Genomic DNA, 26,240 nt, shown 5'->3' with positions numbered 1-26,240 from the left:
CTTATAGAACAGGGAGCTGCTGTACAAGTTATGCGGTTTTTTTATAGTAAATCTGTGAAGAAAGCTGACTTAACAAATAAGCACCGAGTCTGATGTAAACATTCTAGAGTAAGTTATTGAGAATATGCTAATCTTGAGCAAACGTTTTAAAGTACAGTGTATAGATGTCAATTCTAAAATCAGCAGTTGATACAGTTCATCAAAATATTCATCAGCGTCAGTCGATTGGTCATTTAATTGAACCTGCGCCGAATGCTGAGCAATTGGAAAATGCGTTTCAAGCCGCTTTAACGGCGCCAGATCATCATCGTCTTAAGCCTACGCGTTTCGTGATTATTCCTGAAACTGAACGTGAAGCATTTGGTGAGTTGCTTTCACATGCTTTAGCCGATACTGGACAAACAGAAGAAGCGCAGTTGGAACGTGTGAAACACCATCCATTTCGTGCGCCACTATTGGTTTTGGCTTTAACTCAATTACAAGATCATCCCAAAGTTCCGCATTTCGAACAAATCTTAAGTTCAGGCGCAGCAGTACAAAACTTTTTGCTCTCTCTACAAGCACAGGGCTTTTCAACCATGTGGCGTAGTGGGGCGGTGGTTGAATCTAAATTGTTTAAACAAGCCTTAGGCTTAACGGAAAATGATTTGATTTCAGGCATTATTTATATCGGTACAGCAGTAAAAGCCATTCCACCGCGTGCTGAAATACAGTCTGCTGACTTTGTAAGCCATTGGCATAAAGCAAACCAATAAAAGTGAAAAATAGGTCGATTGAACTAGATCGATCAGTAAAGAAATTAGGATAAAAGAACAATGTCAGAACTTGATTTTGCAAGTCTTGTTAGCCCTGTGTCAGTTGATCAAAAAACTGCACTACGTGTTACGGTGTTGGGTGGTGGGAGTTTTGGTACTGCGATGGCCAATACCGCCGTACGTAATGGCTGTGACACCATGATATGGATTCGTGATGAGGCGGTAGCTGCGGATATCAATGCAACACATATCAATAAACGTTACTTGCCAGATTTTCAATTAGAAGCTGGTTTGCTCGCTGTTTCAGATTTAGAAAAAGCAGTATGTAATCGTGACATTATTTTAGTGGCTATTCCGAGCCATTCTTTCCGTAGTGTTTTACAGCAGATCAAGCCTTTTATTACCTCACAAGCAGTGGTGTCTTTGACCAAAGGTATTGAAGCCAATACCTTTAGTTTTATGAGCGATATTATTCGTGAAGAACTTCCTGAAGTCCCTTATGGTGTGCTTTCAGGGCCAAACTTGGCGAAGGAAATTGTTGCGGGACAGCCTGCGGGAACAGTGATCGCAAGCCAATCTGAGCTGGTTCGTTATGCAGTTCAACAAGCGCTGCACAGTGCTTTATTCCGTGTATTTGCAAGTGATGATGTGCATGGCGTGGAATTGGGCGGTGCTCTGAAAAATATCTATGCAGTCGCGATGGGTCTGGCTGCGGCTTATGGTGTCGGTGAAAATACCAAGAGTATGATTTTGACACGTGCTTTGGCCGAAATGAGCCGCTTTGCAGTGAAATTAGGGGCAAACCCATTAACATTCCTAGGTCTGTCTGGTGTAGGTGACTTATTTGCAACTTGTAGTAGTCCGCTCAGTCGTAATTACCAAGTCGGCTTTGCACTGGGTAGTGGTAAAAGCTTAGAACAAGCGACCAAAGAACTGGGACAAACTGCGGAAGGGATTAATACCATTGTGCAAGTACGTGCACGCTCTGAAGAGCTCGGTGTGTATATGCCCATTACCAGTGCCTTGTACGAAGTGATTTTTGAAGGTGCGCCGGCACTGAATATTGCATTGTCATTGATGAAAAATGGCCATCGTAGTGATGTTGAATTTGTCTTGCCACATCAGCAAGTTTAAGTTTGCTGATTAATATGCAATACACATAGCTTTGTCATACTGGCTGTATATAATGTGCGGAATAGAATAAGGAAATTTTATGCAACTGACATTGGTTAGGCATGGCGAAGCTGCTCCGCCTGTTATGGGGAATGATGAAAAGCGTCCTTTAACAGCGCGTGGACAAACTCAAGCGGCAGAAACTGCAGCATATTTGAAAGATATAATTCAACCAGACGTTTTTGTGGTGAGTCCGTTATTGCGTGCGCAGCAAACACTTTCATTTTTGCAAAAACATTTTCCACATGTACCTGTGGTTATTTGTAATGCCATCAAACCGGAAGATGATGCCAAAGTTGCAGTGGAATGGTTGTCACATTTACCGTATGAGTCTATTGTGGTGGTGTGCCATATGAACGTTGTGGCACATATGGCCAGTGTTTTGGTCTCAGAATATTTTAATCCCTATGCTTTGGCAGAAGCGCGTATTTATGAACAAGCGGTCATTGCTCCAGGGTTATCGACTCAAATTAAAACGTTTATACCATCAACATAAAAACCAATTAAAACGGCAGAAAAATTAATGTTGTATTTATGGATGCCCGAAGCCAATGGGGTTTGGCAATGGTCAGAAGGGGATTTCTGGAAGCAGTCATCGACACTTGAACAGTTGATTCAGGAAATTCAGCCACATGCGGGAAAGGAAGCGGTTGTTTTCTTTCCAAGTCGTGATGTACAAATCATTCAGCAAAATTTTCCAAAAAACCAATATAAAAAACTTGGCCCAGACGGCGTAAAATATTTACTTGAGGAATATGTCATTTTGCCTTTGGATGCAATGAAAGTATTGCATCATTTTCAAAGTCCAGATGAATTAACGGTCATGGGGATTGCGCATAGTGCAGTCGAAACGATGCAGCATGCTTTGACACTAATCCCAGTGAAAGTCATTTCGTTATTACCTGACTTTTTGGTCTTGCCAAGTCCAGAAGCAGGGCAACATGTTTTGGCAAATGTCAGCGGTCATTTATTGGTCCGAAATAGTGAATATGTCGGTCAGTCTGTTGATGATTTGGCATTGTATTTAGATTATCAAATTGGTCAGCCGAACTATAAGATTTCAAATCTAAGTTCAGATCAGACGCATAGTCTTGAAGCCGCTGTAACGCATGATCACATTGAATCCTTTCATTATGAACTACCCAATATAAAAAAACCGAAACAACATCCACTCAATGTTTTGCCGAAAGCCAAAGCCAATAATGGTGTGAGTGGCTATTGGAAAGCATGTGCAGCAGTTTTGGTTGCGGCTTTAATTACACAGTTTAGCTATGATGCAGTTCGTTGGTATCAATACAAAAAAGTAGCCAATATCACTGCGGCACAAGCGATTGATCAGTTTAAATATTGGTTTGGGCAAAACTATCCTGTGACCGAACAAACGCTGAAAAGCCAGTTCGAATCACAATTGCGTCAGAGTCAAACGGGTAATGCGCAGGCTTTGTCTTTACTGAGCCGTGTCGGGCCAGTTTTAATGCAAAACCAAATTTCTGCAAATCGTGTCAGCTATGAAGCCTCGATGTTGAATATGGAACTAAAAGCCAATTCGGCAGAAGTACTACAAACCCTAACCAATCAATTAAAACAACAAGGTTTTAAAGTTGAATTAGGGAATATTCAACCAAGTGCCAACGGCGCGATTGGATTGGTGAAAATACAATAATGACAAAAATGGAAAACCTACAGCAACGTATAGATGGGCAAATTGAGCGCATCACCGATTATTTAGATCAACTTTCTACTCGTGAACGAGTCATGGTGATCTTTACCACGATTTTTGTTGTAGTTGCAGCGATTGGTTCGGCACTGTTTTATATGAACAAAGCTGCAAATTTTCAACAAAAGCGCGTGAATGAACTCAAAGATACTGTTGTTTGGATGCAAAGTAATGCCGTCACGATGAAACCAGCAGGTGATACACAACTGAGCGCGTTGGAAAAAGTTCAGCGTGTATCGCAACAACAGGGCTTGTCAGTAGCATCGCAACAAGTCGGTGAGCAAATACAGATTGCAGTGATGCATGAAAATTATGCAATTCTGGCCAATTTTTTGACTCAATTGGTTCAAATGGGCTTAAGTATTGAAAAGATGGAATTAAGTTCTGAAGCGGGACAGGTCAAATTAACAGCGAGTGTACAATAATCGGTAAAAATAAAGATCTGCTAAGCATGGTGTTTTATTTGTGCTGTGCCTATAATATGCCGACTTAAAAAGCAGTAGACTTTTATAGATATGTTGTATTCTCTAGCCCGCCCTTTGTTGTTTACTTTAGCACCAGAGCGTGCACATGAGCTGACATTATCGCTGTTGAAATCTTCTCACAAGATGGGAATGATGCGTCAAAACGTGGCGTCTAAACCAGTGACATGTATGGGAATCGAATTTCCTAATCCTGTTGGTTTAGCAGCCGGTCTTGATAAAAACGGTGCTTATATCGATGCGCTGGCGAGCCAGGGCTTCGGCTTTATCGAAATTGGTACAATTACCCCACTTCCACAATCAGGTAACCCTGAACCTCGTTTATTTCGTTTACCGAAAGCAAAAGCCATTATTAACCGTATGGGTTTTAACAACGATGGCGTGGATCAGCTGATCGAAAATGTCAAAGCTGCAAAATTTAAGGGTGTACTTGGGATCAATATTGGTAAAAATGCAGTCACACCTGTTGAAAAAGCAGTTGACGATTATCTGATTTGTCTAGAAAAAGTTTATAACTACGCTTCTTATATTACGGTTAATATTTCATCTCCTAACACAAAAAATCTTCGCAGCTTACAAAGCGGTGATGCTTTGACTGAACTGTTAGAGACGCTCAAGAAACGTCAACTCGAGTTGGCGGATGAAAATCAACATTATGTACCCTTAGTACTTAAAGTTGCACCAGATCTAGAACCTGAAGACATTAATTTTATTGCACAACAATTGTTAAAATTTAAAATTGATGGTCTGATTGTTACCAATACGACTTTGTCGCGTGAAGGTGTTGAAGGCCTTCCATTTGGTGATGAAGCTGGTGGTCTATCCGGTGCGCCAGTCTTTGAAAAAAGTACGGCATGTTTGGCAGCTTTTGCTAAAGTATTAAACGGTCAAATTCCATTGATCGGTGTGGGTGGTATTTTGTCGGGCGCAGATGCTGTTGCGAAACAAAAAGCAGGAGCAAGCCTTGTACAAGTGTATAGTGGCCTCATATATACAGGTCCGACACTTGTAAAAGACTGCGTAGACGCATTGTAAATATCATGAATACCATTGATATCTTTATACTGATTATTTTGCTCATTGGAGGGCTTAACGGTTTGCGTCAAGGATTTGTAAAAGCCTTTGCGAACTTCATTGGATGGATTCTTGCACTTGTCATTGCGGCAAAGTATGCAACCGTCCTTGCACCTTCGATGACATCTTTAAGTACAGATCCAGTGGTACAGAAGATTGCCGCGTTCGCATTTATTGTATTGTTGATTGTAGTCATGACTTGGGTCGCGACATGGTTATTGAACAGTATTTTGAAAACATTAAAGCTTGGTCCTTTAAATCGACTGGCGGGTGGTGTTTTTGGAAGCTTGAAAGGATTGTTGGTGGTTTTGATCACTATGCAGGGGCTAGGTCCTTGGGTAGAAAGTTCACCACATTGGAAACAATCTAAAATGGTTCAGTCATTATTGCCATATGCGCCTTGGGCAACCGAATTGTCCAAAGATGCTGCAAATCAAGCACTTCATCATATTCAGTCTGAAGATGCTCAGAAATCTTCAGACCTACCATCTGAGTCGCAGAACAAGCACGGACGTTCTGGATCGGGTGAGTCAACAAATAATCCTTTTTATTAACCCTAGCTTGTCTGCGAGGTTGCTATGTGTGGAGTAGTTGGTATAGCTGGTAAATCACCTGTTAACCAAATGTTGTTTGATGCGTTAACGATGTTACAACATCGTGGACAGGATGCAGCCGGGATCGTAACTTGTCAGGATGGTCGTTTATTCCTGCGTAAAGATACGGGTATGGTACGTGATGTGTTCCACACACGTCATATGCGTGCATTACAGGGTAATTATGGTATTGGCCATGTTCGTTACCCAACTGCTGGTTCTTCTAGCAGTGCTGAAGCTCAGCCATTCTATGTAAACTCACCTTATGGCATCACGCTTGCACATAACGGTAACTTAACCAATGCTGCTGAAATTCATGATGACTTGTTCACGACTGACTTACGTCACATGAACACCGATTCAGACTCAGAAGTATTGTTAAACGTATTTGCACACGAATTGCAAAAACGCGCAAAACTTACACCAAGCGCTGAAGATGTATTCCACGTGGTTTCACGTGTACATGAACGTTGCAAAGGTGGTTATGCGGTTGTTGCTATGATCACCGGTCAGGGTCTTGTAGGCTTCCGTGATCCAAATGGTATTCGTCCATTGATCTACGGTTCGCGTGAGACTGAAAATGGTATGGAGTATATCATTGCGTCTGAATCTGTCGCAATTACAGCGCTCGGCTTTAAGGTTGAACGTGATATTGCACCGGGTGAAGCAATTTATATTACTGCTGATGGCGTGATGTCGACCAAGCAGTGTGCAGTAGCCCCTGAATATCGTCCTTGTATCTTTGAATACGTATATTTTGCGCGTCCTGATGCAACCATTGACGGTATTTCAGTTTACAAAGCACGTTTGAAAATGGGCGAAAAACTTGCTCAGAAAATTCTGCGTGAATGGGGTGATGAGCACGATATCGATGTCGTGATCCCAATTCCTGATACTTCACGTACTTCTGCGCTAGAGCTTGCAAATACTTTAGGTGTGAAATTCCGTGAAGGCTTCATGAAGAACCGTTATATCGGTCGTACCTTCATTATGCCGGGTCAGCAACTTCGTAAAAAATCTGTGCGTCAAAAGCTTAACCCTGTAGAGCTAGAGTTCCAAGGCAAAAACGTACTATTGGTCGATGACTCGATTGTTCGTGGTACGACTTGTAACGAAATCATTCAAATGGCGCGTGATGCGGGTGCGAAAAAAGTATTCTTTGCGTCTGCTGCACCGATGGTGAAATATCCAAACGTGTACGGTATTGACATGCCAGCCAAATCTGAACTGATTGCGTCTGAACGTAGCGTTGAAGAAATTCGTGAAATTATTGGCGCTGATCGCCTAATTTTCCAAGACTTGGAAGATTTGAAATCTGCAGTACGTACCAAGAAAGTCCCTGAGTTACAGGACTTTGATTGCTCGGTATTTGATGGTAAATATGTGGCAGGCGGTATTGATGCTGAATATTTAGCAGCATTAGAGCGTAAGCGTAATGACTCTGCAAAAAATGAAAAGCCAGCTTATATCGATGTCAACATTGATGCGGCTTCTGTGGATTTAACAGGTGTTCGCGAAGAATAATCTGCTGAAAACACACTGAAAAAGCGGGAATTTCCCGCTTTTTTCATTTATGATGAGCAAACAAAAGACAATGTAACTTAAGGGTATTACATTGAGACGTGTGGGTTATGATTTTATAAAAAACAAAAATATGTTTTGGCCTGTCACCATGTGTATGGCGGCAGTGTTTTTGACCGTCGCAATTATTAATGTAATTGTCGGTTTAATTGTGGATTATTATGATTCCACTCAGTCTATCTATTGGCATGTCCTTAGCCCATTTTTAGTGGCAGCTGTGCTGCTAATTATGTTGGTTTCGGTTCTCTATGATTTTTACACCTTTCGCTTAGGTGGTTATTCACTTGCTAAACAGTTAGGTGCGCGACGTCTCAGTCTCATTGAAAGTATTCCTGAAGAAAGTGTTGCACTACGTATGACAGAGCAACTGGCAGATACCTTTCTTATCGATACTCCCGCACTTTATGTCTTACCTGATGAAGTGGGGGTGAATGCGCTCACCGCTGGTTTTAGCCCTCGAGATACATCGATCATTTTAACTTGGGGTGCCTTACAAACCTTAGATGAGATGGAAATGTATGGTTTGCTGAGCCATGAGTTTAATAAAATCTTGTCGGGGGAAGCTGCTGAAAATACCCGTTTGAAAATCTTATATAGCGGGTTGACGACCTTTAGTCAGTGGGGAAGTAAAATTGCAAAACGTGGCTTCTATAAAAATGGACAAGCACGGGACAATAAGTTTGAAACCCTTTTTGTTGCGATTGGTGCGGTCATTTGGTTGATCGGAAGCTTGGGTGTATTGATTTCCCGCTTTATTAAATATATCTCTTTGGGTTCTCGAACCTATCGTAATGACCAGAAAACTAAACGCCTGATTCAAAATGATGCCAATATTCAAACCTTATTAAGGATTTATGTGCATCATTCAGGTTCGCAAATTCATAGTGAATATGCGGAATCGATTTCTCATATGTGTTTTGCAAACTCACTCAGTCCGCAAAACTGGATGAATATTCACCCAAATATTGAACAGCGTATTTTTGAATTAAATCCGGCGCTCATTCATGACCTGCAACTAGAAAATTTAAAAAAACTGCGAAACCAACCGCTATTTTATTTATTTCGTTCACTGGAAGAAGCCAGTCCTGATGTTGCAACACCATGGAATTCACCACAACCATTACCTTTACTGCGCTTGTCACCGATCAGTTTTGCGATACGAGATGCAATTAAACCGTTGAATCCTGAGATTCGTGAAAATTGGCAGCGACCTGAATTGATCCAACGTGCCTTGCAAACAGCAACGGGTTCGCGAGAGGTGATGGTTGCAATTTTAATGATTCGTCAGTATCGAGAGTTTATTCCGACTGAAGCTGAAGTGAGTCGTGCGATTGTAGATGCTTTATTGAATCTTGATGGTCGTGTGCATATCTCCATTTTTCATGAGGCATGTAAAAATATTGGCACCATGCCTGCGACGATTTCTCGGCAGTTCTTAACCAAGCTGGCCAAGATTATTCAAGAAGATGGTGAAATTGGATTACTCGATGCATTACTACTTGAAACAGTCAAATATGAATTAAATCTGTTGCCTGCACACACGCCTACATCTTTAGAAGATGTAAAACCGAGTATTGTGCGGTTGATTGATGCCTTGCTGCATGTGCAACAAATTAACAGTGATAACCAACTCGAAGTGCGTGAAAAAATCCTCAATCGAATCTTAACGAAAGAAGAATTAGAGTTTTATCGTGATATTTCTGATGAGCCAATAGACTTGGCTGAAATCCTAAATGATATTTCTGGATTGTTGCTGCGTGAGCGGTTAAGCATTCTTGGTGTTGCAGAAATATGTTTATGGAATGATCGAATTATCACGCAAGATGAGTTGGATGTTTTGCAGCTACTATATTGGCGTATTGGCTTTGAATCGGCTGAGATGGTTGAACTAATGCAAAAGAAAAATAGTTTAATGATCGTATAATTGTTTATAGCGGCTTGATTTATGAATAAATTGTTTAATTTTAAATCAAAAGTAGTCTGAGCGATTCTACATAATCATTAGAGAAATAGAGTGGTCTAATTGATTTATAAAAGTTCAGCAAAACAGCGTGAATCCCGTTAGAATAACAAGCCTTGAATAGGTGAAAATGAAAGCATGATTGGGCATCAGCGAAGCATAATGGTGGCAATGGGAATTGATGTATGGATTCCTCAGGCAGCACCGTGTCAGCAATTTAGCTCAAATATTTGGCGAGATCAGGCGGCTCCTGAAATAGTCTCTGAAATCCTACTCAAAAATGCGCCTCAGCCAACGCCTGTTTCATCACAGACTGAGCTTAAAAAGAACGTTGATGTTGTTGTAAATCAACCTGTAGAAGCACCTAAAGATGAACCAAAGGTTGTTGAGCCTGTTGAAGTTCGTCCAATTGTTCAAATCCCTTCGTTTAACTTAGAAGCCATCTGTTTAATGCACTGTGTCATTGTCATTGATGCCACAGAATTAACGGCAGAGCAGCAAGTTTTGTGGAGCAATATTCAGCGCGCAGTCAGTGCCGATTTCTTTGCTTTACAGTGGCCATTTGGTTGGGTGAATTTGCAAGATGGTCGTGGTGCAGCATCTTATGTACAGGGTTTTATCGATGCGATGAGCTTGGATAAAAATGTCATTTGCCTAGGCGATATTCCGCATTTAGAGCATGCGAAGGTGTATCCATTGGCATCTTTACAGCAAATGATTGAACAGCCTTTATTGAAAAAACGCCTATGGCAATTTATGCAAAATAAGGCGGCACAAAATACTTAAATTACGTAAATGGAAAATTTATGCAAAAAAAAGTAGTGGTTTTTAGTCAAATAGATCAAGAAATAATTCAACGTTTAGAACAGCAATTTCAAGTTTTCCAAATTAGCCCTAAATTAGGCGATGTGAATCAACAAATTCTTGAGCATACAAAAGATGCTGATGCCATGATTGGTGCGGGACGTTTGTTGAATGCTTCGAATTTAGCGCATGCATCACAATTAAAAATCATCTCAAGTGTAAGTGTCGGTTATGACAACTATGATTTAGCATTTTTAAATCAAAAAAATATCTGGTTGAGTCATACACCGCATGTATTGACGGAAACTACAGCAGATTTAGCATTTACCTTGTTGATGAGTGCAGCACGTAAAGTGCCTGTATTGGATCAATGGACCAAACAAGGGCAGTGGAAGCGTACAGTGGGTCCTGAGCAATTTGGCATGGATGTCTTTGCTAAAACCATCGGAATTATTGGCTTAGGACATATTGGCGCAGCGATTGGGCGTCGTGCTCGCTACGGCTTTAATATGAATGTGCTCTATCATAATCGCCGAGAAAAAATTGAATTGGCTGAATCTTTATCAGCGCAATATTGCGATTTGGATGATTTGTTGCAACGTGCTGACTTTGTGGTCGTTGCAGTGGATTTAAATGCAGAATCCAAAGCTTTAATTGGTGAACGTGAGTTGGCCTTGATGCAATCGCATGCGGTATTGGTGAATATTTCACGCGGTTCAGTGATTGATGAAGCTGCTTTAATCGATGCATTAAGTCGTGGTCAAATTTTTGCAGCAGGTTTAGATGTGTATGAGCAAGAGCCACTTCAAGAATCCCCATTCTTTACATTAGCCAATGTCGTGACATTGCCCCATGTGGGTTCAGCAACAGCGGCAACCCGTAAACGTATGGCAGAGTTGGCATATCAAAATTTAGTGGATGTTTTGGTACATGAGCGCGCGCCACGCTATGTGGTCAATCCAAAATTTGAATAAACAATCACAACAGTTTTCTCCATAATTCACCAAAATTCAATGCTATATTCGATGAAGTGCGAATATGAAATTTAGAGAATAGACTTTGAAAAAGATTTTACTGGCATGTGGTCTCGGGCTTTGTTCGACATTGGCGCAGACGCAGTCCGTAGATTTTAGTTCATCCCCACAATTTTCTGTGCCTGAAATTGGTAGTGGCGTCGGCTTGTTGGATCAACAAAAAGAACGTGCCATTGGTGAGAAGGTGTATCGTGAGGTGCATCGTCAACTCCCTGTGACTGAAAATCCGTGGATGGAAGATCGTCTTTTATCTGTCTTTACGCATATTTTGAGCCAAACTCAACTCAATCAACCGGTCGGTTTGTTATTAATTAATGATCCACAAATTAATGCTTTTGCTGTACCGGGTGGTTTATTTGCATTAAATGCGGGATTAATTAATTCAGCACGCAACATGGATGAAGTGGCAGGGGTGATGGCACATGAAATTGCACATGTATCACAACGTCATTACAGTCGTTCACAAGAAGCCTTTAAAGGGCAAGGTTTACTGTCACTAGCTGGTATTTTGGTCGGAGCTTTGGTTGCATCGCAGGCAGATGGTGATGTCGGTGCGGCTGTAATGATGGGCTCACAAGCCGCTTTAATGGATAAACAGCTTACCTATAGCCGCAATCAAGAACGTGAAGCAGACCGTATTGGGATGCAGTATATGTACCGTGCTGGATACAATCCGCAGAGCATGGCTGACTTCTTTGAGGTGATGCATCGCTCTACGAGTCGAGTGAGCTTTCTGCCTGATTTTTGGTTGACGCATCCTTTAACCACGGAGCGTATGAGCGAAGCGCGCTTACGCGCCAATCAGTTGCCTCAAGTTAAAACCAGTTTGGTTGATCAAGATTTTGAAATTCTGCGTTGGTATAGTCGAGTACTGTCAGGTCAGGCAACTGAATTGCAATTAAATGCGATGGTGGCGCAAAAGAATTATGCAGCTGAGTTGGCTTTAGTGAGCTTGCATATTAAACAAGGTGACTTTAGTGCTGCTCAAAAGTTATTAAATGAAGCAGCAAAACAAAATGCATCGCATGCACTTTTTACTATTTTACAGACCGATGTGCTGTTGGGACAAAACAAAACAGCCGATGCTGTGAACGCTGTGAAAAGTTCGGCAATCATCATGCCTGAAAATCGTGCATTAAATTATAAATATGCAGAGGCTTTGATTCGAAACAAAGAATATGCGCAAGCACAACTGATTCTACAGCGATTTTTACAAGCAAATCCACGCGACTTGAGTGGTTGGCGACTGATGTTGCAAATGGCTGATGCAGACAAAGATGCAAGCTTCCGTTCGGTCAATGTGCTGCGATATCGAGCTGAAGTAGAGTATTGGGGCGGGGATGAAGAACGCGCGATTAAATCTTTGCTACAGGCGCAGCGCATCGCCAAAGACTCGAAAAGTCTTTCTGCGAAAATCAAGCAGCGTGTAGACGAAATGCAAAATGAACGGAAATTAAAAATATAAAGATTTCAAATGTGATGCACTTATCTATGTCGATTATAAAGTGCAAATTGTAGTTTTAGTGGCTTGGATTAATCAGTGTAAACTAGCTGGATGTAAAATGTTTATGATTAAGAACTTACAAATGAAAAATATGATTTTGGCGGCCTGTCTGTTGGGATTAGCAACGAATATTGCAGCAGCGAGCGCAGAGCAATATGTGATCGCTGTGAATGATATTAACGAAAAATATAAAACCGATGTACGACAATTTTTTAGTCAGTTAGATCCACAGCAACAGGGATTTAAAGCAGACCAGCAAGTGAAATACTGCGGTATTGTTCAGACTTATGTAAATGATCTTTATCGTGCGGCAGACGAAAATCGTGCATTTTTAGATCGTGAGTACCGTAATATGAATAAGCAGGATGTGATTCAGCAAGTGACTGCTTCTAGAGAGATGCAATTATTAAAAAAATATAATGTGCAATGTGCCCTAAATTAAAAATAAATTTATAAGCATTTTAAATCATCACGAGAAACTGAATAAAAATGAAACTCAATGATTTTGATATGACTCATGGCAGAATCACGCTTCAGTTGATTCAGCGTCATGATGCAAAAGCACTTTATGAGGCGATTTGTCAAAGTATAGAAACCTTACGAATGTTTCCTGCAAGTTTGGCTTGGTCCTTACAAGAACCTAATTTAGATGCTTCATTGGCATTTTGTGATTCGAGAGTGTTGGCTGCGTTAAATCAGGAAAATTTTGTTTATGTGATTCGTGAGCAACAGTCGCATAACTTTTTAGGTGTCATGGATATTCATCAAATCAATTGGATGGAAAACCAAGCTGCTGTTGGATTTTGGGGAAATGTTGAATTTAAAGGGCAGGGTTTTATGATAGAAGCTTTGCGATTATTTGTGGATCAATTGTTGAATGATCTAGGATTTCAGCAATTAAACGCTTTTGTAGATGTGGAAAACAAGCGAGCGCGACGTCTATGTGAACGAGCAAATTTTAAATTGATTGAAATCGATGAAGCTGCAATTCAAAATCCAGTAGATGGAAGTTGGCGAGATATTTGTAAGTATGAAATCGTAAAAAAATAGAGAAAAAATAAATGATGTATGTATTTGAATTATTTTTGAATTTGGATAATTTGGCTATTTAAGTCATCAGCGTACTTAAATAGACCAAATCAAACAATATAGATGAAAGATTAAGAGAGTTTCGCTTTAATTTTAGCTGAAACTTGTGCAGGATCGGCACGTCCGGCTATGAGCGGACGTAGAGAGTTCATCACCTTACCCATATCTTTCATGCTAGTAGCTTCTTGCGCAGTAATTGTTTGCGCAATGATGGAATCAAGTTCTTCCTCAGTCATAGCTTCTGGTAGAAATTGAGATAACACCTCAATCTCGGCTTGTTCCTTACTAGCTAAATCATCTCGGTTTGCACCTAAAAAGGCTTTAACCGATTCTTTGCGTTGTTTGATTTGCTTTTCAATGACCGCAAGAACTTGCTTATCGTCAAGCTCTATGCGCTCATCGACTTCGATTTGCTTGATTGCTGCCTGTAGACTACGTATTACCGTTAACTTATCCATTTCTTTAGCACGCATTGTTGCTTTCAAAACTTCAGTTATTTGGTTTTTTAAAGTAGTCATTTATCTTGTCCAGGTTAGTCAATCAATCACAAATTAATCTTAGTAAAGGCGAGTAGTACGTACTGATTCGCGAGCCAATTTCTTTTGGTAGCGTTTAACAGCAGCAGCTTTTTTACGTTTACGTTCTTGAGTTGGTTTTTCGTAGAATTCACGTTTACGAACGTCAGCAAGAACACCTGCTTTTTCGCATGAACGTTTGAAACGACGGATAGCTACGTCTACTGGTTCGCCTTCTTTCAATTTAACTTGTGGCATGAAGAATCCTCATTAAGTTATGGATAAGATCTAGGGTCGAATTACCCTTGATCACAAGTGAAGGTCAGTATTTTACTCATTTACATCTCATATCACAAGTCTATAATAGGTTTCGCAATATTTTGAAATGGGCAAAAGGCAGTTTAATGATCGTTTTAGGCTTGGAAACTTCGTGTGATGAAACAGGACTCGCACTCTACGATAGTGAGCAAGGATTACGCGGACAAGTATTGTATAGCCAAATCAAACTGCATGCAGAATATGGTGGTGTGGTACCTGAATTAGCTTCACGTGACCATGTGCGTAAGTTAATTCCTTTAATAAAACAATTGCTTGAAGAAAGTCAGATGGATAAATCTGAAATTGATGCAATTGCATATACTCGCGGACCAGGCTTGATGGGTGCCTTAATGACTGGCGCATTGTTCGGTCGTACATTGGCATTTGCATTGAATAAACCTGCAATTGGTGTGCATCATATGGAAGGTCATATGTTGGCGCCTTTGTTGTCTAAAACTCCACCAGAATTTCCATTTGTGGCACTTTTAGTCTCTGGTGGACACACTCAATTGATGGCTGCTTATGGAATCGGTCAATATGAATTATTGGGTGAGTCGATTGATGATGCAGCGGGTGAGGCATTCGATAAAGTCGCTAAAATGATGGGTCTACCATACCCAGGTGGTCCAAATATTTCGAAATTGGCGATGAATGGCGACATCAATGCCTTTGAATTTCCACGTCCAATGTTACACCAAGGTTTAGATTTTTCATTTAGTGGTTTAAAAACTGCCGTTTCAGTTCAATTGAAAAAAGTTGAAGGCGAAGGTCGTGAGGCTGATATCGCTGCATCTTTCCAAGAAGCGTTGGTTGATACATTGGTGAAAAAATCAGTCAAAGCCTTAAAACAAACTGGTTTAAAACGTTTAGTTATTGCCGGCGGTGTAAGTGCAAACAAGCGTTTACGTGAGCGCTTAGAGGCTGATTTGGCAAAAATCCGTGCAAATGTGTTTTATGCAGAACCTGCACTGTGTACAGATAATGGCGCAATGATTGCATTTGCTGGTTATCAGCGTCTTAAAGCGGGTCAGCATGATGGTTTGTCTGTTACAACTACACCGCGTTGGCCGATGACGGAATTGAGTAATCCAAACGAAGCGTAAAAATCGTGTTCAGCTGAACTGTAAAAAAATCCCGGCCTAAAGCCGGGATTTTTTTCCTGATATGGCAGCTGCAAAGCTTATTTTATATGCTTAGCCTTATGTGGCAATCGGCCAGTTTAAGACTCTTCAGGCTTAAAACTTTTTGCTCTGAATTGACTCGGTGACATATTGGCCCAGCGATTGAAAGCGCGGCTGAAATTTGAGGGGTTGGTATAGCCTAGCTGTTCTGCAATCTGCTCAATAGATATCTCAGGATTATTCAGCAGATTTAATGCAGCCGCATATTTCTTACGCTGTTTTAATTGCTGAAAATTTTGCCCTTTCTGCTGCATCCGGCGGTAAATGGTTTTAGTTGAGACCATCTGCTGTGAAGCAAGAGTGCTCAGTGTTTCATGCAGTGAATAATGCAGATCAGCGGCTTGTGAAAGCTTTAAACTGGATTCGCACTCCGCAATCGCTTGATCAAAGCGCAGCGCATTGGCGCAGAAATTCACTTCATGCATTAAGGCTTTCGGAAATGAAATTTGCCATCGCTCAGCATTCATCTGAATTTGGATTCTGCGGTTTAAAAAATCCGCGGTTTGCAGGGGATCTTTAAAAGACAAGATAAAGTCTGCCTGATGATACGGCAGCAATTGAACCAGTATTTTATATAGGCAAATGACAGCGGATTTTAAAATGATGCGCTGCAAAGCTTGTTCAATGCAAAAAACCGACTGAATTTCCAGTTCAATATTATCTGAATGTTCATGCACGCTGAGCGCTAGGCCCAAGCCGAACAGATCCCAAAACCTGTGAGCTGTCTCTAAAGCGCTCTGTACATTTGGCGCTGAAACAATGGCTGTGCCCAAGGGGTCAAATACTTGCGGGCTGAAGCGCCAGCCAATATCCGCACCAATATCATGCTCGGGCAATTGTGTCCGAATGGTGTCGATTAACTTGAGATACTGAATTAAATCGATCCGGCTGACATTGTCAAAAGGGTGAAAGCCAATGCTTGAATCATCAAGATGCACGCCATGTTGCTGCGCATAATCTAAGTAAGTTTCAACCAATACAGATGGTAAAAACATACACCGTCCTTTTTATTTTTATGTCCGAAAATGACAGATGATCTGTCTATTGCTGATCTTCACTATGGCACTGACTTCGCACAAAATCAACACAGGTCATTCAAGGAGAACATCATGCAGAATAAATGGATTTATCAAGATGCAACAGCATTGGTTCAGGCGATAGCGCAAGGAGAGTGCAGCAGCCGTGATTTGCTGGAGGCGCAAATTCAGCGCATTGAACAATATAACCCTGATATCAACAGCTGCGTGGCGTTTGATTTTGAGCAGGCGCGAAAATCTGCAGATCAGGCGGATTTGGCAGTCAGAGAACAGCATTCCTTAGGTGCGCTGCATGGGCTTCCAATGACCATTAAAGATGCATTTAAGGTCCGGGGCATGCCATGTACAGACGGCAATCCGCTATTTCGAGACTATATGCCTTCAGAGCATGCTGCGGCGGTGCAGAAATTATTAAATGCCGGCGCGATCGCATTCGCCAAAACCAATGTGCCCTTGAAGTGTGCAGATATTCAAACCTATAACCAGATTTATGGGACGTGCAATAATCCCTGGAATGTCAGTTTAACTGCCGGCGGTTCATCGGGCGGAGCGGCGGCTTCACTGGCTATGGGCTTTAGCGCATTGGAGTTGGGCAGTGATATAGGTGGATCGATTCGAACACCTGCGCATTTTTGCGGTGTATATGGACATAAAACTACATACGGCTTGGTCAGTTTTAATGGGCATATTCTAAATACAACAGATGAGCTGAGTGAGCCGGATTTGGCTGTGATCGGGCCGATGGCGCGTTCAGCGCGGGATTTAAAATTAATGCTGGATATTTTGGTTCAGCCGGATGCTCAAGAGTTTCGGGATTTTCAGTTAAAAGACTGCGGGAAACAAAGCCTTGAGGAATTTAAAGTTCTGTTTTGGCTAGACGACGACGCCTGTCCAATTGACTCAAGGATGAAGAAAAAGTATGAAGAACTGCTGTTAAAGTTAAAACAAGCCAATATTCAGGTCGATACAGGCCGTCCTCAGGGCTGGGATTTTGATGAGATATATGCAAGTTACAGCTCTAAGCTGGTCAGTCAGATGATGATTGCTGATTCAAAATTGCAGAAAATGTCTTTGTCATGGCTGTCGCCTTGGACCAAATTGCTGCAAGGGAAAGTAAAAATGCCTGCGCAATTATATGCATATGCCCGCGGCGCCAATTTATCGCATGCTGAATGGGCTGCTGAACATGAGCGGGCGCTGCATCTCAAGCAGGAATGTTTAAAAATCTTTGCTGACTATGATGTGATTCTGTGCCCGCCGATTTTTACTTTAGCCTTTGAACACAATCATCAGGAACCGATGGTGATGCGCAGCTTGAATGTGGATGGGCAAAAACGATTTTATTTGGATTTATTTAAATGGATCGCGCCTGCGACGGTTTTGGGTTTACCAGCAACTTGTGCACCAATAGGCTTATCTGAAGATAATCTTCCTGTAAATATTCAGATTATTTCTAAGCCTTATGCAGATAAAGTCACCATTCAATTCGCATCATTGCTGGCAGAACTGTCAGGGGGATTTCAGCCTCCTGAAGTTTAAGCGCAAAAGTAAAGCCCTGAAAATGATGTCAGGGCGTTACAGATAAAAATATTGAATTGTTAAACGCAGATTGATTCTTGTACCGCATCTTGCGCGTCATATAAGTGTCAAAAGCGTACCCTTATAGGTGCTGCAGCCGCTGCGACCCAATCCAATGCTTTGAAAACTGATAAGCAGCACGCCCTGAACGTTGCCCGCGACCTTGACACCAACGCAGTGCTTCAGCACGCGCTTCATCTGTCCAAGGCATTGCAGCTTTAGCCAAATAGTGTTCAACGATTTCTAAATATAAATTTTGATCCATTGGGTAAAACGATAGCCACATCCCAAAGCGGTCAGAAAGAGATATTTTTTCTTCGATCGCTTCTTGTGGATGGAGCTCAGTATATTGAGGAACATCTACCTTAGTTACAGGTGTATTTTCATGCATGAATTCAGGCAATAAATGACGACGGTTACTGGTAGCATAAATAATAAAATTACTTGAACCTGATTGTAATGAACCGTCCAAAACACTTTTTAAACTGCGATAGTTTTCATCTTCAGCATTGAATGCCAAATCATCACAATACACGATAAATTTTTCAGGCCGATTTTCAATTAACTTTTGGATTTCTGGCAAATCAGATAAATCATCGCGCTCAATTTCAATTAATCGTAAACCTTGGTCTGCATAATGGGTGAGCAGAGCACGGACGATGGATGATTTACCTGTACCACGAGAGCCAGTGAGTAAAACATCATTAGCAGGTAAGCCTTTTAAAAATTGTAAAGTGTTTTGAATCACTTTTTCTTTTTGACGTTCAATTCCTTTTAAGTCTTCTAAATACATGACTTTGGGTTGTTGAATGGTTTTAAGCTGCTTATCTTGCCATTTAAACGCAATACTCGAAAAATCGGGTGATTGTTTAAGCTCAGGCAAACTGTGCTGTAGTTGTAAGAGTACAGTAGATAGCGATTGAAGGATGTTGTCAGGTAAATCAATTGTAGCCATGATAAGTCAGCTTGTCGTGTCTTGTTGTTGGTTAGTATATGACAGCAGTGTACATCAATAATGCAGTTATAATTGCTGAAATATGTCAAAGTTAAATGATTGTTCTGGCAGATCTGCGCTATTCGAACAACCCAAAAGTTGTTATAAATCTAGCCGAGTGAACAGTTTAAAATGTGCTGAGGGATAGTCATGTTGTTTACAGAGTTTTCAAAAAGTATTAATCCACATCAGGCATATCGGATCAAAAAATTAAAGCGTCAGCTCGACCGTGCTGAATGTTATGAAGAATGGAAAGATATCGCACTTAAAATAGATGAAGAATCGGGTGCGCAAGAATGGAAACTCGATAATAGTTCACCGTATTTTGATGCAGAAATTATTACTCATCGTTTAGGGTTACTGAGACGATATCGTGCTCAGAAACGTACCCGAGATTTGATGTACATTTTAAGTGAAGGTTTAACTTATGATGTGGGTAACATTGCCCATCCTTTACTGTTTACAGAAGCCTATGTCGGCACTAAAAAAATTATTGAAGACTATGTTGATGAGGTGAGTCAAAGTTTGGCATTTATTGCATCCGAAGAATGCGTTTGTCTCAATGCTGCACAAAAAATTGAATTCTTTGAACAAAGCCAAAAAGCCTATGGTCAACCTGTTTTGATGTTTTCAGGCGGTTCAACTTTAGGTTTGTTTCATACCGGTGTGTGTAAAGCGCTGATGGAACAAGATCTCATGCCAAAAGTTCTGTCAGGTTCCAGTGCTGGCGCAATTATGACCGGGATGTTGGGTGTATCTAAACCGTCAGAATTTACCAATTTATTAAACGGACAAAACTTCTTTAGTGAGGCATTTCACTTTCGTAAATTGACTGAGTTAGTGCAGGGCAATGGCGGTTTGGCAGATGTAAAATATCTGAAAAAGTTTTTGGTTGAAAACTTAGGTGACTTAACTTTTGCCGAAGCTTATAAGCAATCTGGTCTGCATATCAATGTAGCAGTTGCGCCTTATGATGCATCACAAGATGCACGAATTATGAATGCCTATACATCACCAGATTTGTTGGTATGGAGTGCGGTACTGGCATCATGTGCAGTGCCCATTCTATTTCCACCGGTACGACTGACCAGTAAGCGTTATGACGGGCAATTTACGCCATATATGTCGGCAACGCGTTGGGTGGATGGTAGTGTGCGCAGTGATTTCCCACAGGAGAAAATGGCGCGTTTATATAATATTAATTACAGTATCGCCAGTCAGGTCAATCCGCATATTGTGCCGTTTATGCAGGATGATGCTTCACGCTTCCGTAAGAGTATGTTGAGTTGGCCTGAGCGGATCGTTCGTCGTCAAGGTAAGGTGATTAGTAAAGGGGTGATGGATTTTGCCCGTGAGCGTGCAGGAAGTATTCCACCGGTAAGACGTTTGCTTGATCATGGTTATGGCGTGGTGGATCAGCGTTACTATGGTGATGTCAATATTGTGGGGAAATATGGCTTAAGACACTATAGTTATATGTTGCAAAATCCTCGACCTTATCTGTTTAAGGTATTGCAACGTGAAGGTGAAAGAGCCACATGGCCGAAGATTTCATTAATCGAAACGCAAGCCCGCATCGGTAAGACCATTCAGCATTGTTTGGAATTATTAAATTATCAAAATGAACCCAGTCAACGACATGCAGAGTTTATTGCAGTTTAAATCCACGGATTTAACGCAAATCATTTATGAGCCAAAAACCAAATCTAAAAGTTTGGTTTTTGGCCGACGTCTATATCAATTTCAATTCAACCAACAATGGTATTGGCTCAAGGCGCAAGTCAGTGACAGCAGCCCTGAACATGCAGCCAGTTTTGGTCGAGAAATTGAGCTGTACCAGCTATTCAATCAAGCGTCTACACAAAACAGCATCACGCTACCTTTTCAAATGATAAAACAGTCGCATCTCAGTATTCAGCAAGAGTCTATTGACCAACTATTAATATTGCCGAATGCTGAGCCTTGGTTCGTACAGCCTGCATCGAGTTTGAGCATCGAACAGGTGAGGCAAGTGCTATGGCAAGCACTCGATGTGGTTGAACGATTAAGCCTGCACGGTTGGATACATGCAGATTTAAAACAAGAGCATTTTGTGAGTTGGCAAGGGCAGTGCAGACTCATCGATTTTGAGCAAGCGCTACCTTTAGAATTTGATCAGTTAGATGCCTTAACTGCGACACCACGTTATATGGCTCCAGAACTTTTCCATGGACAAGCAAAATCTTTGCACAGTGATATCTACGCTTTGGGGATTATTTTCTTGGAATGGATGACATCACAGCGTTTAGAGGCGAAAAACTATCAAGATTGGGCCTATTTACATTGCCAACGCTTAAAGCTTGATCTGCCAATGCAATATCAAGGGTTTACTCAGCTAATGCAACACATGTTGATGAAGCAAAAAAATGACAGATTGGTGGATTTTTATCGCTTAAAAAGCGACTTAGTTGCTGAATTTGCTTAAGAAAAATACAAAAAAAGCACTATTGTTTTTTATTTAAACAAACAAGATGCTTTTTTATAAAAAAGGCTTGTCATGTAGGGGTGATCTCTATAATATACACAGCCATCGGGGACGTGGCGAAATTGGTAGACGCACTGGATTTAGGTTCCAGCGCCGCGAGGTGTGAGAGTTCGAGTCTCTCCGTCCCCACCACTGAATTACTAAACATGAGTTTGGTAATGAAGGTCACAGAGGATTGGTGTAATGGTAGCATGACGGTCTCCAAAACCGTTCGTCAAGGTTCGAATCCTTGATCCTCTGCCAAGTTTTAAAAAGTCTGACATTGTCAGCAACCCTGTTGGGGACGTGGCGAAATTGGTAGACGCACTGGATTTAGGTTCCAGCGCCGCGAGGTGTGAGAGTTCGAGTCTCTCCGTCCCCACCACTTAATTTATTAAGTTGCCAAATAAACAGGTTTTTAAAACAAATTAAAGTCTGACATTGTCAGCACCCGAGTTGGGGACGTGGCGAAATTGGTAGACGCACTGGATTTAGGTTCCAGCGCCGCGAGGTGTGAGAGTTCGAGTCTCTCCGTCCCCACCATCAGATTAAGCAAGGTTTTATACCTTGCTTTTTTGTTTTTGAAATTCGAAAAAATCAGTGTCTCAAACGTGGTTTTTTATGAAAACATAATCTAATGAAATAAATCTTATTAAAGATGATGAACCAAGAGATACAGCAAGATGTCTAATCTTGCTTTTTTATTGTCTGAAATTTATCTCGTTAAAAATGAGTCAGTAAAACAAAGGTGAAAAAAAGCCCGAATATACGGGCAAATTTTGAAATGCGGATTCGAATCAATAGAATTAAATCATTTATTTCAAATCGTTCGAATAAATTATAGAGAAGATTATGCCTTTAAATGATCTTCAAACTCTTCACCGAGCTGCATGGCCAAAGCATTACCAGACAAATCTACAGTCACTAGACCATATTCTTTTTTAAAACTGAATGTAAATCCACGATTATCTGCCAGTGTGCGAACAGAATATCCTAACTTTTCTAACCAAAGACGGAAGGCAACTAAATTTTTTGCTTTAACCACTTTTTTCACGAGCGAACTCCTTATCAATCATTAAAATATTAAATAGGGGTGTCAAAATATTTTTTAAAGGGGAAATGGAAAACTTTTATTTAAAATATGAAATTTTGATGGATAAATAAACAGATTATCGGCTTGTAAACTGTATAAATTCATTTAACTTGCTGTTTTATAACAATCTAAACTTAATGTAAGTAAATATAACGTATTTTAAAAATTTGGGTTTTAACTGCTGGCTTAAAATCTGTCCTATGCGTATAGAGAAGCTGTGTGCAAAATAAGTGATGACATAACTTAGAAAGTATAGTGGATTAGGTGTGCAGTATTGATTGCAAATAAAGACTTGTTCACAGCCAAATTAACTCGATAAGTGAGCATGCAAAGCTATTTCACATCAAGATTTGTCGAAATGCTTTTATACTATGTCCCATCGATATAAATAGATTGAACGCATGCAAAACATTGAGCACGATGTCAAAGCAAAAATTGAACAGATGCAGCAAGCGGGGCAGACGCCCATTGCGGTGATGCTTGGACATGAAGATTGGTTGGTCTTTTCGGAGCAATCCAAAGTGGCATATACGCCTTTTGGCAGTGCGCGACGTTATCAGCCTGCATTAGGTGGCTTATTGATGGTACGTATCGATGAAATGCAAGCGGTTCGAGTTGTGACTCAAGCTGAATTAGACGAATTTGCTGCCACCAATCAAATTTTATAAATATAAAATGATAAATCAGCCCGAAATATTCATCACAAATAAAACAGTTTATTTGTGATGAAATCTAAAATGCTTATACCTCGCCATCCAATTAAAAATTGTCTTTGAGTTCTCTTAAGCGCTGAAACGCTTCAACACTTTCTGCACGTAAAAATGGATTGGTTTCTAGTTCTATTTCAATGCTGCTTGGCAAAGTACATTGTCCAAGCATGCGTAGGGATTCAACCTCATCAAAACGCTGTTGTATGGCAAGGTTGTCAGGTTCAACATGCCGCGCAAACTGTGCATTTGACAGTGTGTACTCGTGAGTACAATACACTTGAGTTTCAGCAGGGAATGCGGCTATACGGTTCAAGGAATCGTACATTTGTTGAAAGGTGCCTTCAAATACACGTCCACAGCCCATAGCAAATAATACGTCGCCACAGAAAAGTGTATGAATGTCATCTATAAAATATACGATATGACCGAGGGTGTGGCCGGGCGTTGCTGTTATTTCAACTTCAAGCCCATGAAATTCAAAACGGTCATTATGATCGAGAGGATAATTCACCCATGGAATACGGCTTAATTCTGCACGAGGGCCGTAAACGGCAATGTTTTTATCTTGAATAAGTTCCGGTACGCCGCCGACGTGATCTTTATGCCAATGCGTTAGCCAAATTTGCGTAAGATTAAGCTGATGTTCCTGACAATAGCGCTCGACCAAGGCAGCTTCAGTAGGATCTACTGCAATGACATCATGGCTTTCGGTGTGTTCAAGCAGCCAAATATAATTTTGCAGTGAATTTTTGACATCCAATGTATGTATTTTAAACGTCATATCCATTCTTTCAATATTTTTAAATTAAGTTAAAGTTAACATGAAAATGCTCAAAATGGATGAATATCCATTTTCAACCCTAAATAAACGACAGAGCTCACAGCGCTATTTTAGTCTGGTGTCTCGTCTACAGATACAGGATTACCAATGGTATAAAAGTGCCCGCCAGCAACATGGTGTAGGCTTTTCCATTCATCTTCTACTTCATGATAATACCAATGTCCGTTACGGAAGACGCGGTCGTCTGCATAGGCAGCAATGACTTCGCCAATAAACAGATCGTGCGCTTGTTGATTGTGCGGCTCAGGAATAAGTTTACACAGTAGCCAAGCAGCACAACCTTCAACTACAGGAATATCTGAGTGATTAAATTGAAATAATTCCACGCCACATTGGCGTAATTTTTCTGGCGCATCACGTTGGCTCATCATGCCAAGTGCATAGACCAGTTTGAGTTGTTTCAGTGTCGGTACTTGTAAGGCGAAATAGCCTGAATTTTCAATAATCTCTCGTGTTTTAGTTGATTTATCCAGTACTACTGTCACTTTTGCAGGATTGAACTCTAATGCGCATGCCCATGCTGCAGTCATCACACCAGTATGGGTTTGATCCTGAGCAGAGACGAGCACAGTCGGCCCATGATTTAAAAGTCGGTATGATTTTTCTAAAGGAACAGGGTGAATATGCGTTTTCAAAATTGTACCTATATTTAAGTTCATCTAAAACTTAGATGTTTTATTAAAAAGTGTTGCTACATAGCATATAACGCATGAAATATTTTCAAAAGCCTTTAATATAAATCACTAAATCAGGAGTTCTATCAATGAAAATGTATCAAGTTGACGCATTTACCCAAGTGTTATTTAAAGGCAACCCAGCGGCGGTTTTGGTGTTGGATGAATGGTTAGATGAACACTTGATGCAACAGATTGCTTTGGAAAATAATCTATCTGAAACTGCATTTGTGAAAAAAATCGACAGCAGCAATTATGAAATTCGTTGGTTTACGCCGACCACTGAAGTGGATTTTTGTGGACATGCGACATTGGCCAGTAGTTATGTGCTTTTTGAGTTTTATACTGCAGAAAAAAACATCCAATTTCATGTCAAAAATCTCGGTATTTTTAGTGTAAATAAAGCTGAAGATGGAAAAATTCTGATGAATTTCCCTGTGCGTCGGGCACAGGTCGTGAGCGAATATCCTGAAGAGCTACGTCTAGGGTTGAGTCAACCTTTTAAGCAGGTTTATCTGAATGCGCAGGCGTATATCATGGAATATGAAACGGCTCAACAGGTCTTGGACGAACAACCGAATTTTGAAATTTTAAAACGACTTGGCAAAATCCGCACCGCAATTACAGCGCCGGGTACGATTACTGATGTTGCAATCACTGCGGCTGCTCAACAATATGATTGTATTTCACGCTATTTTGCACCGGGCAATGGCATCAATGAAGATCCTGTTACGGGTTCTATTCATACCGGAATCGTGCCAATTTGGGCAGAACGTCTACACAAGCGTCAGATCTTGGCATATCAAGCATCGAGTCGTGGTGGTGAACTACACTGTCAAATGCTCGAAAATGACCGTATAGAAATCTCAGGCTATGCGTGTTTGTATATGCAGTCTGAGATTTATATCTGAACATAAATCAAATACATGCTGTCGAAATCTGCAGCATGTATTTAATAAAAAGTAACTATTAATCCAGAAAAGCTCAGCATAAAATCAAAACCAATCTGATCGACAGCACTGCGCTGATC

General features: G+C 40.8%; 27 protein-coding genes and 4 tRNA genes. 24 read left to right on the top strand and 7 right to left on the bottom strand.

The window, feature by feature from the left end:
- Positions 1-164 precede the first annotated feature (164 nt).
- The 14 genes from B1202_RS01975 (at position 165) to B1202_RS01910 (ending at position 13,727) form a co-directional block, all read left to right on the top strand.
- On the top strand, positions 165-755 hold the full coding sequence (locus B1202_RS01975; RefSeq protein ID WP_171525909.1) for a nitroreductase family protein: 591 nt from the start codon (positions 165-167) through the stop codon (positions 753-755).
- A gap of 60 nt (positions 756-815) precedes the next feature.
- Positions 816-1,889 carry an NAD(P)H-dependent glycerol-3-phosphate dehydrogenase gene (locus B1202_RS01970; protein ID WP_078188874.1) on the top strand — a complete coding sequence of 358 codons (1,074 nt, stop codon included), beginning with the start codon at positions 816-818 and terminating at the stop codon, positions 1,887-1,889.
- Positions 1,890-1,968: 79 nt separating this feature from the next.
- Complete coding sequence (locus B1202_RS01965) at positions 1,969-2,424, top strand: SixA phosphatase family protein (protein WP_078188873.1); 456 nt, start codon at positions 1,969-1,971, stop codon at positions 2,422-2,424.
- 27 nt (positions 2,425-2,451) lie between these two features.
- On the top strand, positions 2,452-3,591 hold the full coding sequence (gspL, locus tag B1202_RS01960) for a type II secretion system protein GspL (protein WP_078188871.1): 1,140 nt from the start codon (positions 2,452-2,454) through the stop codon (positions 3,589-3,591).
- Complete coding sequence (gspM, locus tag B1202_RS01955; RefSeq protein WP_078188869.1) at positions 3,591-4,070, top strand: type II secretion system protein GspM; 480 nt, start codon at positions 3,591-3,593, stop codon at positions 4,068-4,070. The genes gspL and gspM overlap by 1 nt, the downstream gene beginning before the upstream one ends.
- A gap of 90 nt (positions 4,071-4,160) precedes the next feature.
- Positions 4,161-5,162, top strand: coding sequence for a quinone-dependent dihydroorotate dehydrogenase (locus B1202_RS01950; RefSeq protein ID WP_078188867.1), 1,002 nt, complete (start codon positions 4,161-4,163; stop codon positions 5,160-5,162).
- 5 nt (positions 5,163-5,167) lie between these two features.
- Positions 5,168-5,755: a CvpA family protein gene (locus tag B1202_RS01945; protein ID WP_078188866.1), complete on the top strand. Its 588-nt coding sequence runs from the start codon at positions 5,168-5,170 to the stop codon at positions 5,753-5,755.
- Between the two features lie 24 nt (positions 5,756-5,779).
- A complete protein-coding gene (gene purF, locus B1202_RS01940; RefSeq protein ID WP_078188865.1) occupies positions 5,780-7,318 on the top strand; it encodes an amidophosphoribosyltransferase in 1,539 nt (512 codons plus the stop codon).
- Positions 7,319-7,409: 91 nt separating this feature from the next.
- Positions 7,410-9,299: a M48 family metalloprotease gene (locus B1202_RS01935; RefSeq protein ID WP_078188864.1), complete on the top strand. Its 1,890-nt coding sequence runs from the start codon at positions 7,410-7,412 to the stop codon at positions 9,297-9,299.
- Between the two features lie 174 nt (positions 9,300-9,473).
- Positions 9,474-10,121, top strand: a complete 648-nt coding sequence (locus B1202_RS01930; RefSeq protein ID WP_078188862.1) for a hypothetical protein — start codon at positions 9,474-9,476, stop codon at positions 10,119-10,121.
- Positions 10,122-10,141: 20 nt separating this feature from the next.
- Positions 10,142-11,113, top strand: coding sequence for a 2-hydroxyacid dehydrogenase (locus B1202_RS01925; RefSeq protein ID WP_078188861.1), 972 nt, complete (start codon positions 10,142-10,144; stop codon positions 11,111-11,113).
- 85 nt (positions 11,114-11,198) lie between these two features.
- Positions 11,199-12,638: a M48 family metalloprotease gene (locus B1202_RS01920; protein WP_078188859.1), complete on the top strand. Its 1,440-nt coding sequence runs from the start codon at positions 11,199-11,201 to the stop codon at positions 12,636-12,638.
- 121 nt (positions 12,639-12,759) lie between these two features.
- A complete protein-coding gene (locus B1202_RS01915; protein ID WP_078189212.1) occupies positions 12,760-13,119 on the top strand; it encodes a hypothetical protein in 360 nt (119 codons plus the stop codon).
- Positions 13,120-13,166: 47 nt separating this feature from the next.
- Positions 13,167-13,727 (top strand): GNAT family N-acetyltransferase, encoded by a 561-nt coding sequence (locus B1202_RS01910; protein WP_078188857.1) that lies wholly within the window; start codon positions 13,167-13,169, stop codon positions 13,725-13,727.
- Positions 13,728-13,837: 110 nt separating this feature from the next.
- Here the strand turns inward: B1202_RS01910 and B1202_RS01905 are convergent, their stop codons facing one another.
- Together B1202_RS01905 and rpsU are read right to left on the bottom strand one after the other, a co-directional pair.
- Positions 13,838-14,284 (bottom strand): GatB/YqeY domain-containing protein, encoded by a 447-nt coding sequence (locus B1202_RS01905; RefSeq protein ID WP_078188856.1) that lies wholly within the window; start codon positions 14,282-14,284, stop codon positions 13,838-13,840.
- Between the two features lie 39 nt (positions 14,285-14,323).
- Positions 14,324-14,539 (bottom strand): 30S ribosomal protein S21, encoded by a 216-nt coding sequence (gene rpsU / locus B1202_RS01900; protein ID WP_001136722.1) that lies wholly within the window; start codon positions 14,537-14,539, stop codon positions 14,324-14,326.
- 146 nt (positions 14,540-14,685) lie between these two features.
- On the opposite strand from rpsU, the gene tsaD reads away from it, so the two are divergent.
- Positions 14,686-15,702: a tRNA (adenosine(37)-N6)-threonylcarbamoyltransferase complex transferase subunit TsaD gene (gene tsaD / locus B1202_RS01895; RefSeq protein WP_078188855.1), complete on the top strand. Its 1,017-nt coding sequence runs from the start codon at positions 14,686-14,688 to the stop codon at positions 15,700-15,702.
- A 116-nt stretch (positions 15,703-15,818) separates the two neighbouring features.
- Here tsaD and B1202_RS01890 read toward each other — a convergent pair whose 3' ends face one another.
- Positions 15,819-16,775 (bottom strand): AraC family transcriptional regulator, encoded by a 957-nt coding sequence (locus B1202_RS01890; RefSeq protein ID WP_078188853.1) that lies wholly within the window; start codon positions 16,773-16,775, stop codon positions 15,819-15,821.
- A 114-nt stretch (positions 16,776-16,889) separates the two neighbouring features.
- Here B1202_RS01890 and B1202_RS01885 point away from each other — a divergent pair, with 114 nt between their 5' ends.
- Positions 16,890-18,356 (top strand): amidase family protein, encoded by a 1,467-nt coding sequence (locus B1202_RS01885; RefSeq protein ID WP_078188852.1) that lies wholly within the window; start codon positions 16,890-16,892, stop codon positions 18,354-18,356.
- Positions 18,357-18,477: 121 nt separating this feature from the next.
- Here B1202_RS01885 and B1202_RS01880 read toward each other — a convergent pair whose 3' ends face one another.
- A complete protein-coding gene (locus B1202_RS01880; RefSeq protein ID WP_078188851.1) occupies positions 18,478-19,350 on the bottom strand; it encodes an ATP-binding protein in 873 nt (290 codons plus the stop codon).
- Between the two features lie 189 nt (positions 19,351-19,539).
- On the opposite strand from B1202_RS01880, the gene B1202_RS01875 reads away from it, so the two are divergent.
- The 6 genes from B1202_RS01875 (at position 19,540) to B1202_RS01850 (ending at position 22,435) form a co-directional block, all read left to right on the top strand.
- Complete coding sequence (locus tag B1202_RS01875; RefSeq protein WP_078188849.1) at positions 19,540-21,051, top strand: DUF3336 domain-containing protein; 1,512 nt, start codon at positions 19,540-19,542, stop codon at positions 21,049-21,051.
- Positions 21,029-21,853: a protein kinase domain-containing protein gene (locus tag B1202_RS01870; RefSeq protein WP_143221548.1), complete on the top strand. Its 825-nt coding sequence runs from the start codon at positions 21,029-21,031 to the stop codon at positions 21,851-21,853. Before B1202_RS01875 ends, B1202_RS01870 begins: the two co-directional genes overlap by 23 nt.
- 107 nt (positions 21,854-21,960) lie before the next feature.
- Positions 21,961-22,045 (top strand) — tRNA-Leu (locus tag B1202_RS01865).
- Positions 22,046-22,082: 37 nt separating this feature from the next.
- Positions 22,083-22,156, top strand: a tRNA-Trp gene (locus tag B1202_RS01860).
- Positions 22,157-22,192: 36 nt separating this feature from the next.
- Positions 22,193-22,277 (top strand) — tRNA-Leu (locus B1202_RS01855).
- A 73-nt stretch (positions 22,278-22,350) separates the two neighbouring features.
- A tRNA-Leu gene (locus B1202_RS01850) sits at positions 22,351-22,435 on the top strand.
- Positions 22,436-22,742: 307 nt separating this feature from the next.
- Here the strand turns inward: B1202_RS01850 and B1202_RS01845 are convergent.
- Positions 22,743-22,946, bottom strand: a complete 204-nt coding sequence (locus B1202_RS01845; protein ID WP_078188846.1) for a hypothetical protein — start codon at positions 22,944-22,946, stop codon at positions 22,743-22,745.
- Between the two features lie 440 nt (positions 22,947-23,386).
- Between B1202_RS01845 and B1202_RS01840 the strand changes: the two genes are divergently transcribed.
- Positions 23,387-23,653, top strand: a complete 267-nt coding sequence (locus B1202_RS01840) for a hypothetical protein (protein WP_078188844.1) — start codon at positions 23,387-23,389, stop codon at positions 23,651-23,653.
- A gap of 91 nt (positions 23,654-23,744) precedes the next feature.
- Here the strand turns inward: B1202_RS01840 and gloB are convergent, their stop codons facing one another.
- Both gloB and B1202_RS01830 read right to left on the bottom strand, forming a co-directional pair.
- Positions 23,745-24,476, bottom strand: a complete 732-nt coding sequence (gloB, locus tag B1202_RS01835; protein WP_078189211.1) for a hydroxyacylglutathione hydrolase — start codon at positions 24,474-24,476, stop codon at positions 23,745-23,747.
- A 110-nt stretch (positions 24,477-24,586) separates the two neighbouring features.
- Positions 24,587-25,195 (bottom strand): flavin reductase family protein, encoded by a 609-nt coding sequence (locus tag B1202_RS01830; RefSeq protein WP_078188843.1) that lies wholly within the window; start codon positions 25,193-25,195, stop codon positions 24,587-24,589.
- A gap of 104 nt (positions 25,196-25,299) precedes the next feature.
- Here B1202_RS01830 and B1202_RS01825 point away from each other — a divergent pair, with 104 nt between their 5' ends.
- Positions 25,300-26,121, top strand: coding sequence for a PhzF family phenazine biosynthesis protein (locus tag B1202_RS01825; protein WP_078188841.1), 822 nt, complete (start codon positions 25,300-25,302; stop codon positions 26,119-26,121).
- Positions 26,122-26,240 lie beyond the last annotated feature (119 nt).

Origin of the sequence: Acinetobacter amyesii (genome assembly GCF_002018365.1) — a bacterium.
In the GTDB taxonomy this organism is placed as follows: Bacteria; Pseudomonadota; Gammaproteobacteria; order Pseudomonadales; family Moraxellaceae; genus Acinetobacter; species Acinetobacter amyesii.
Note: the sequence above shows the minus strand (reverse complement) of the source record. Positions and strands in the feature narration are given on the sequence as shown.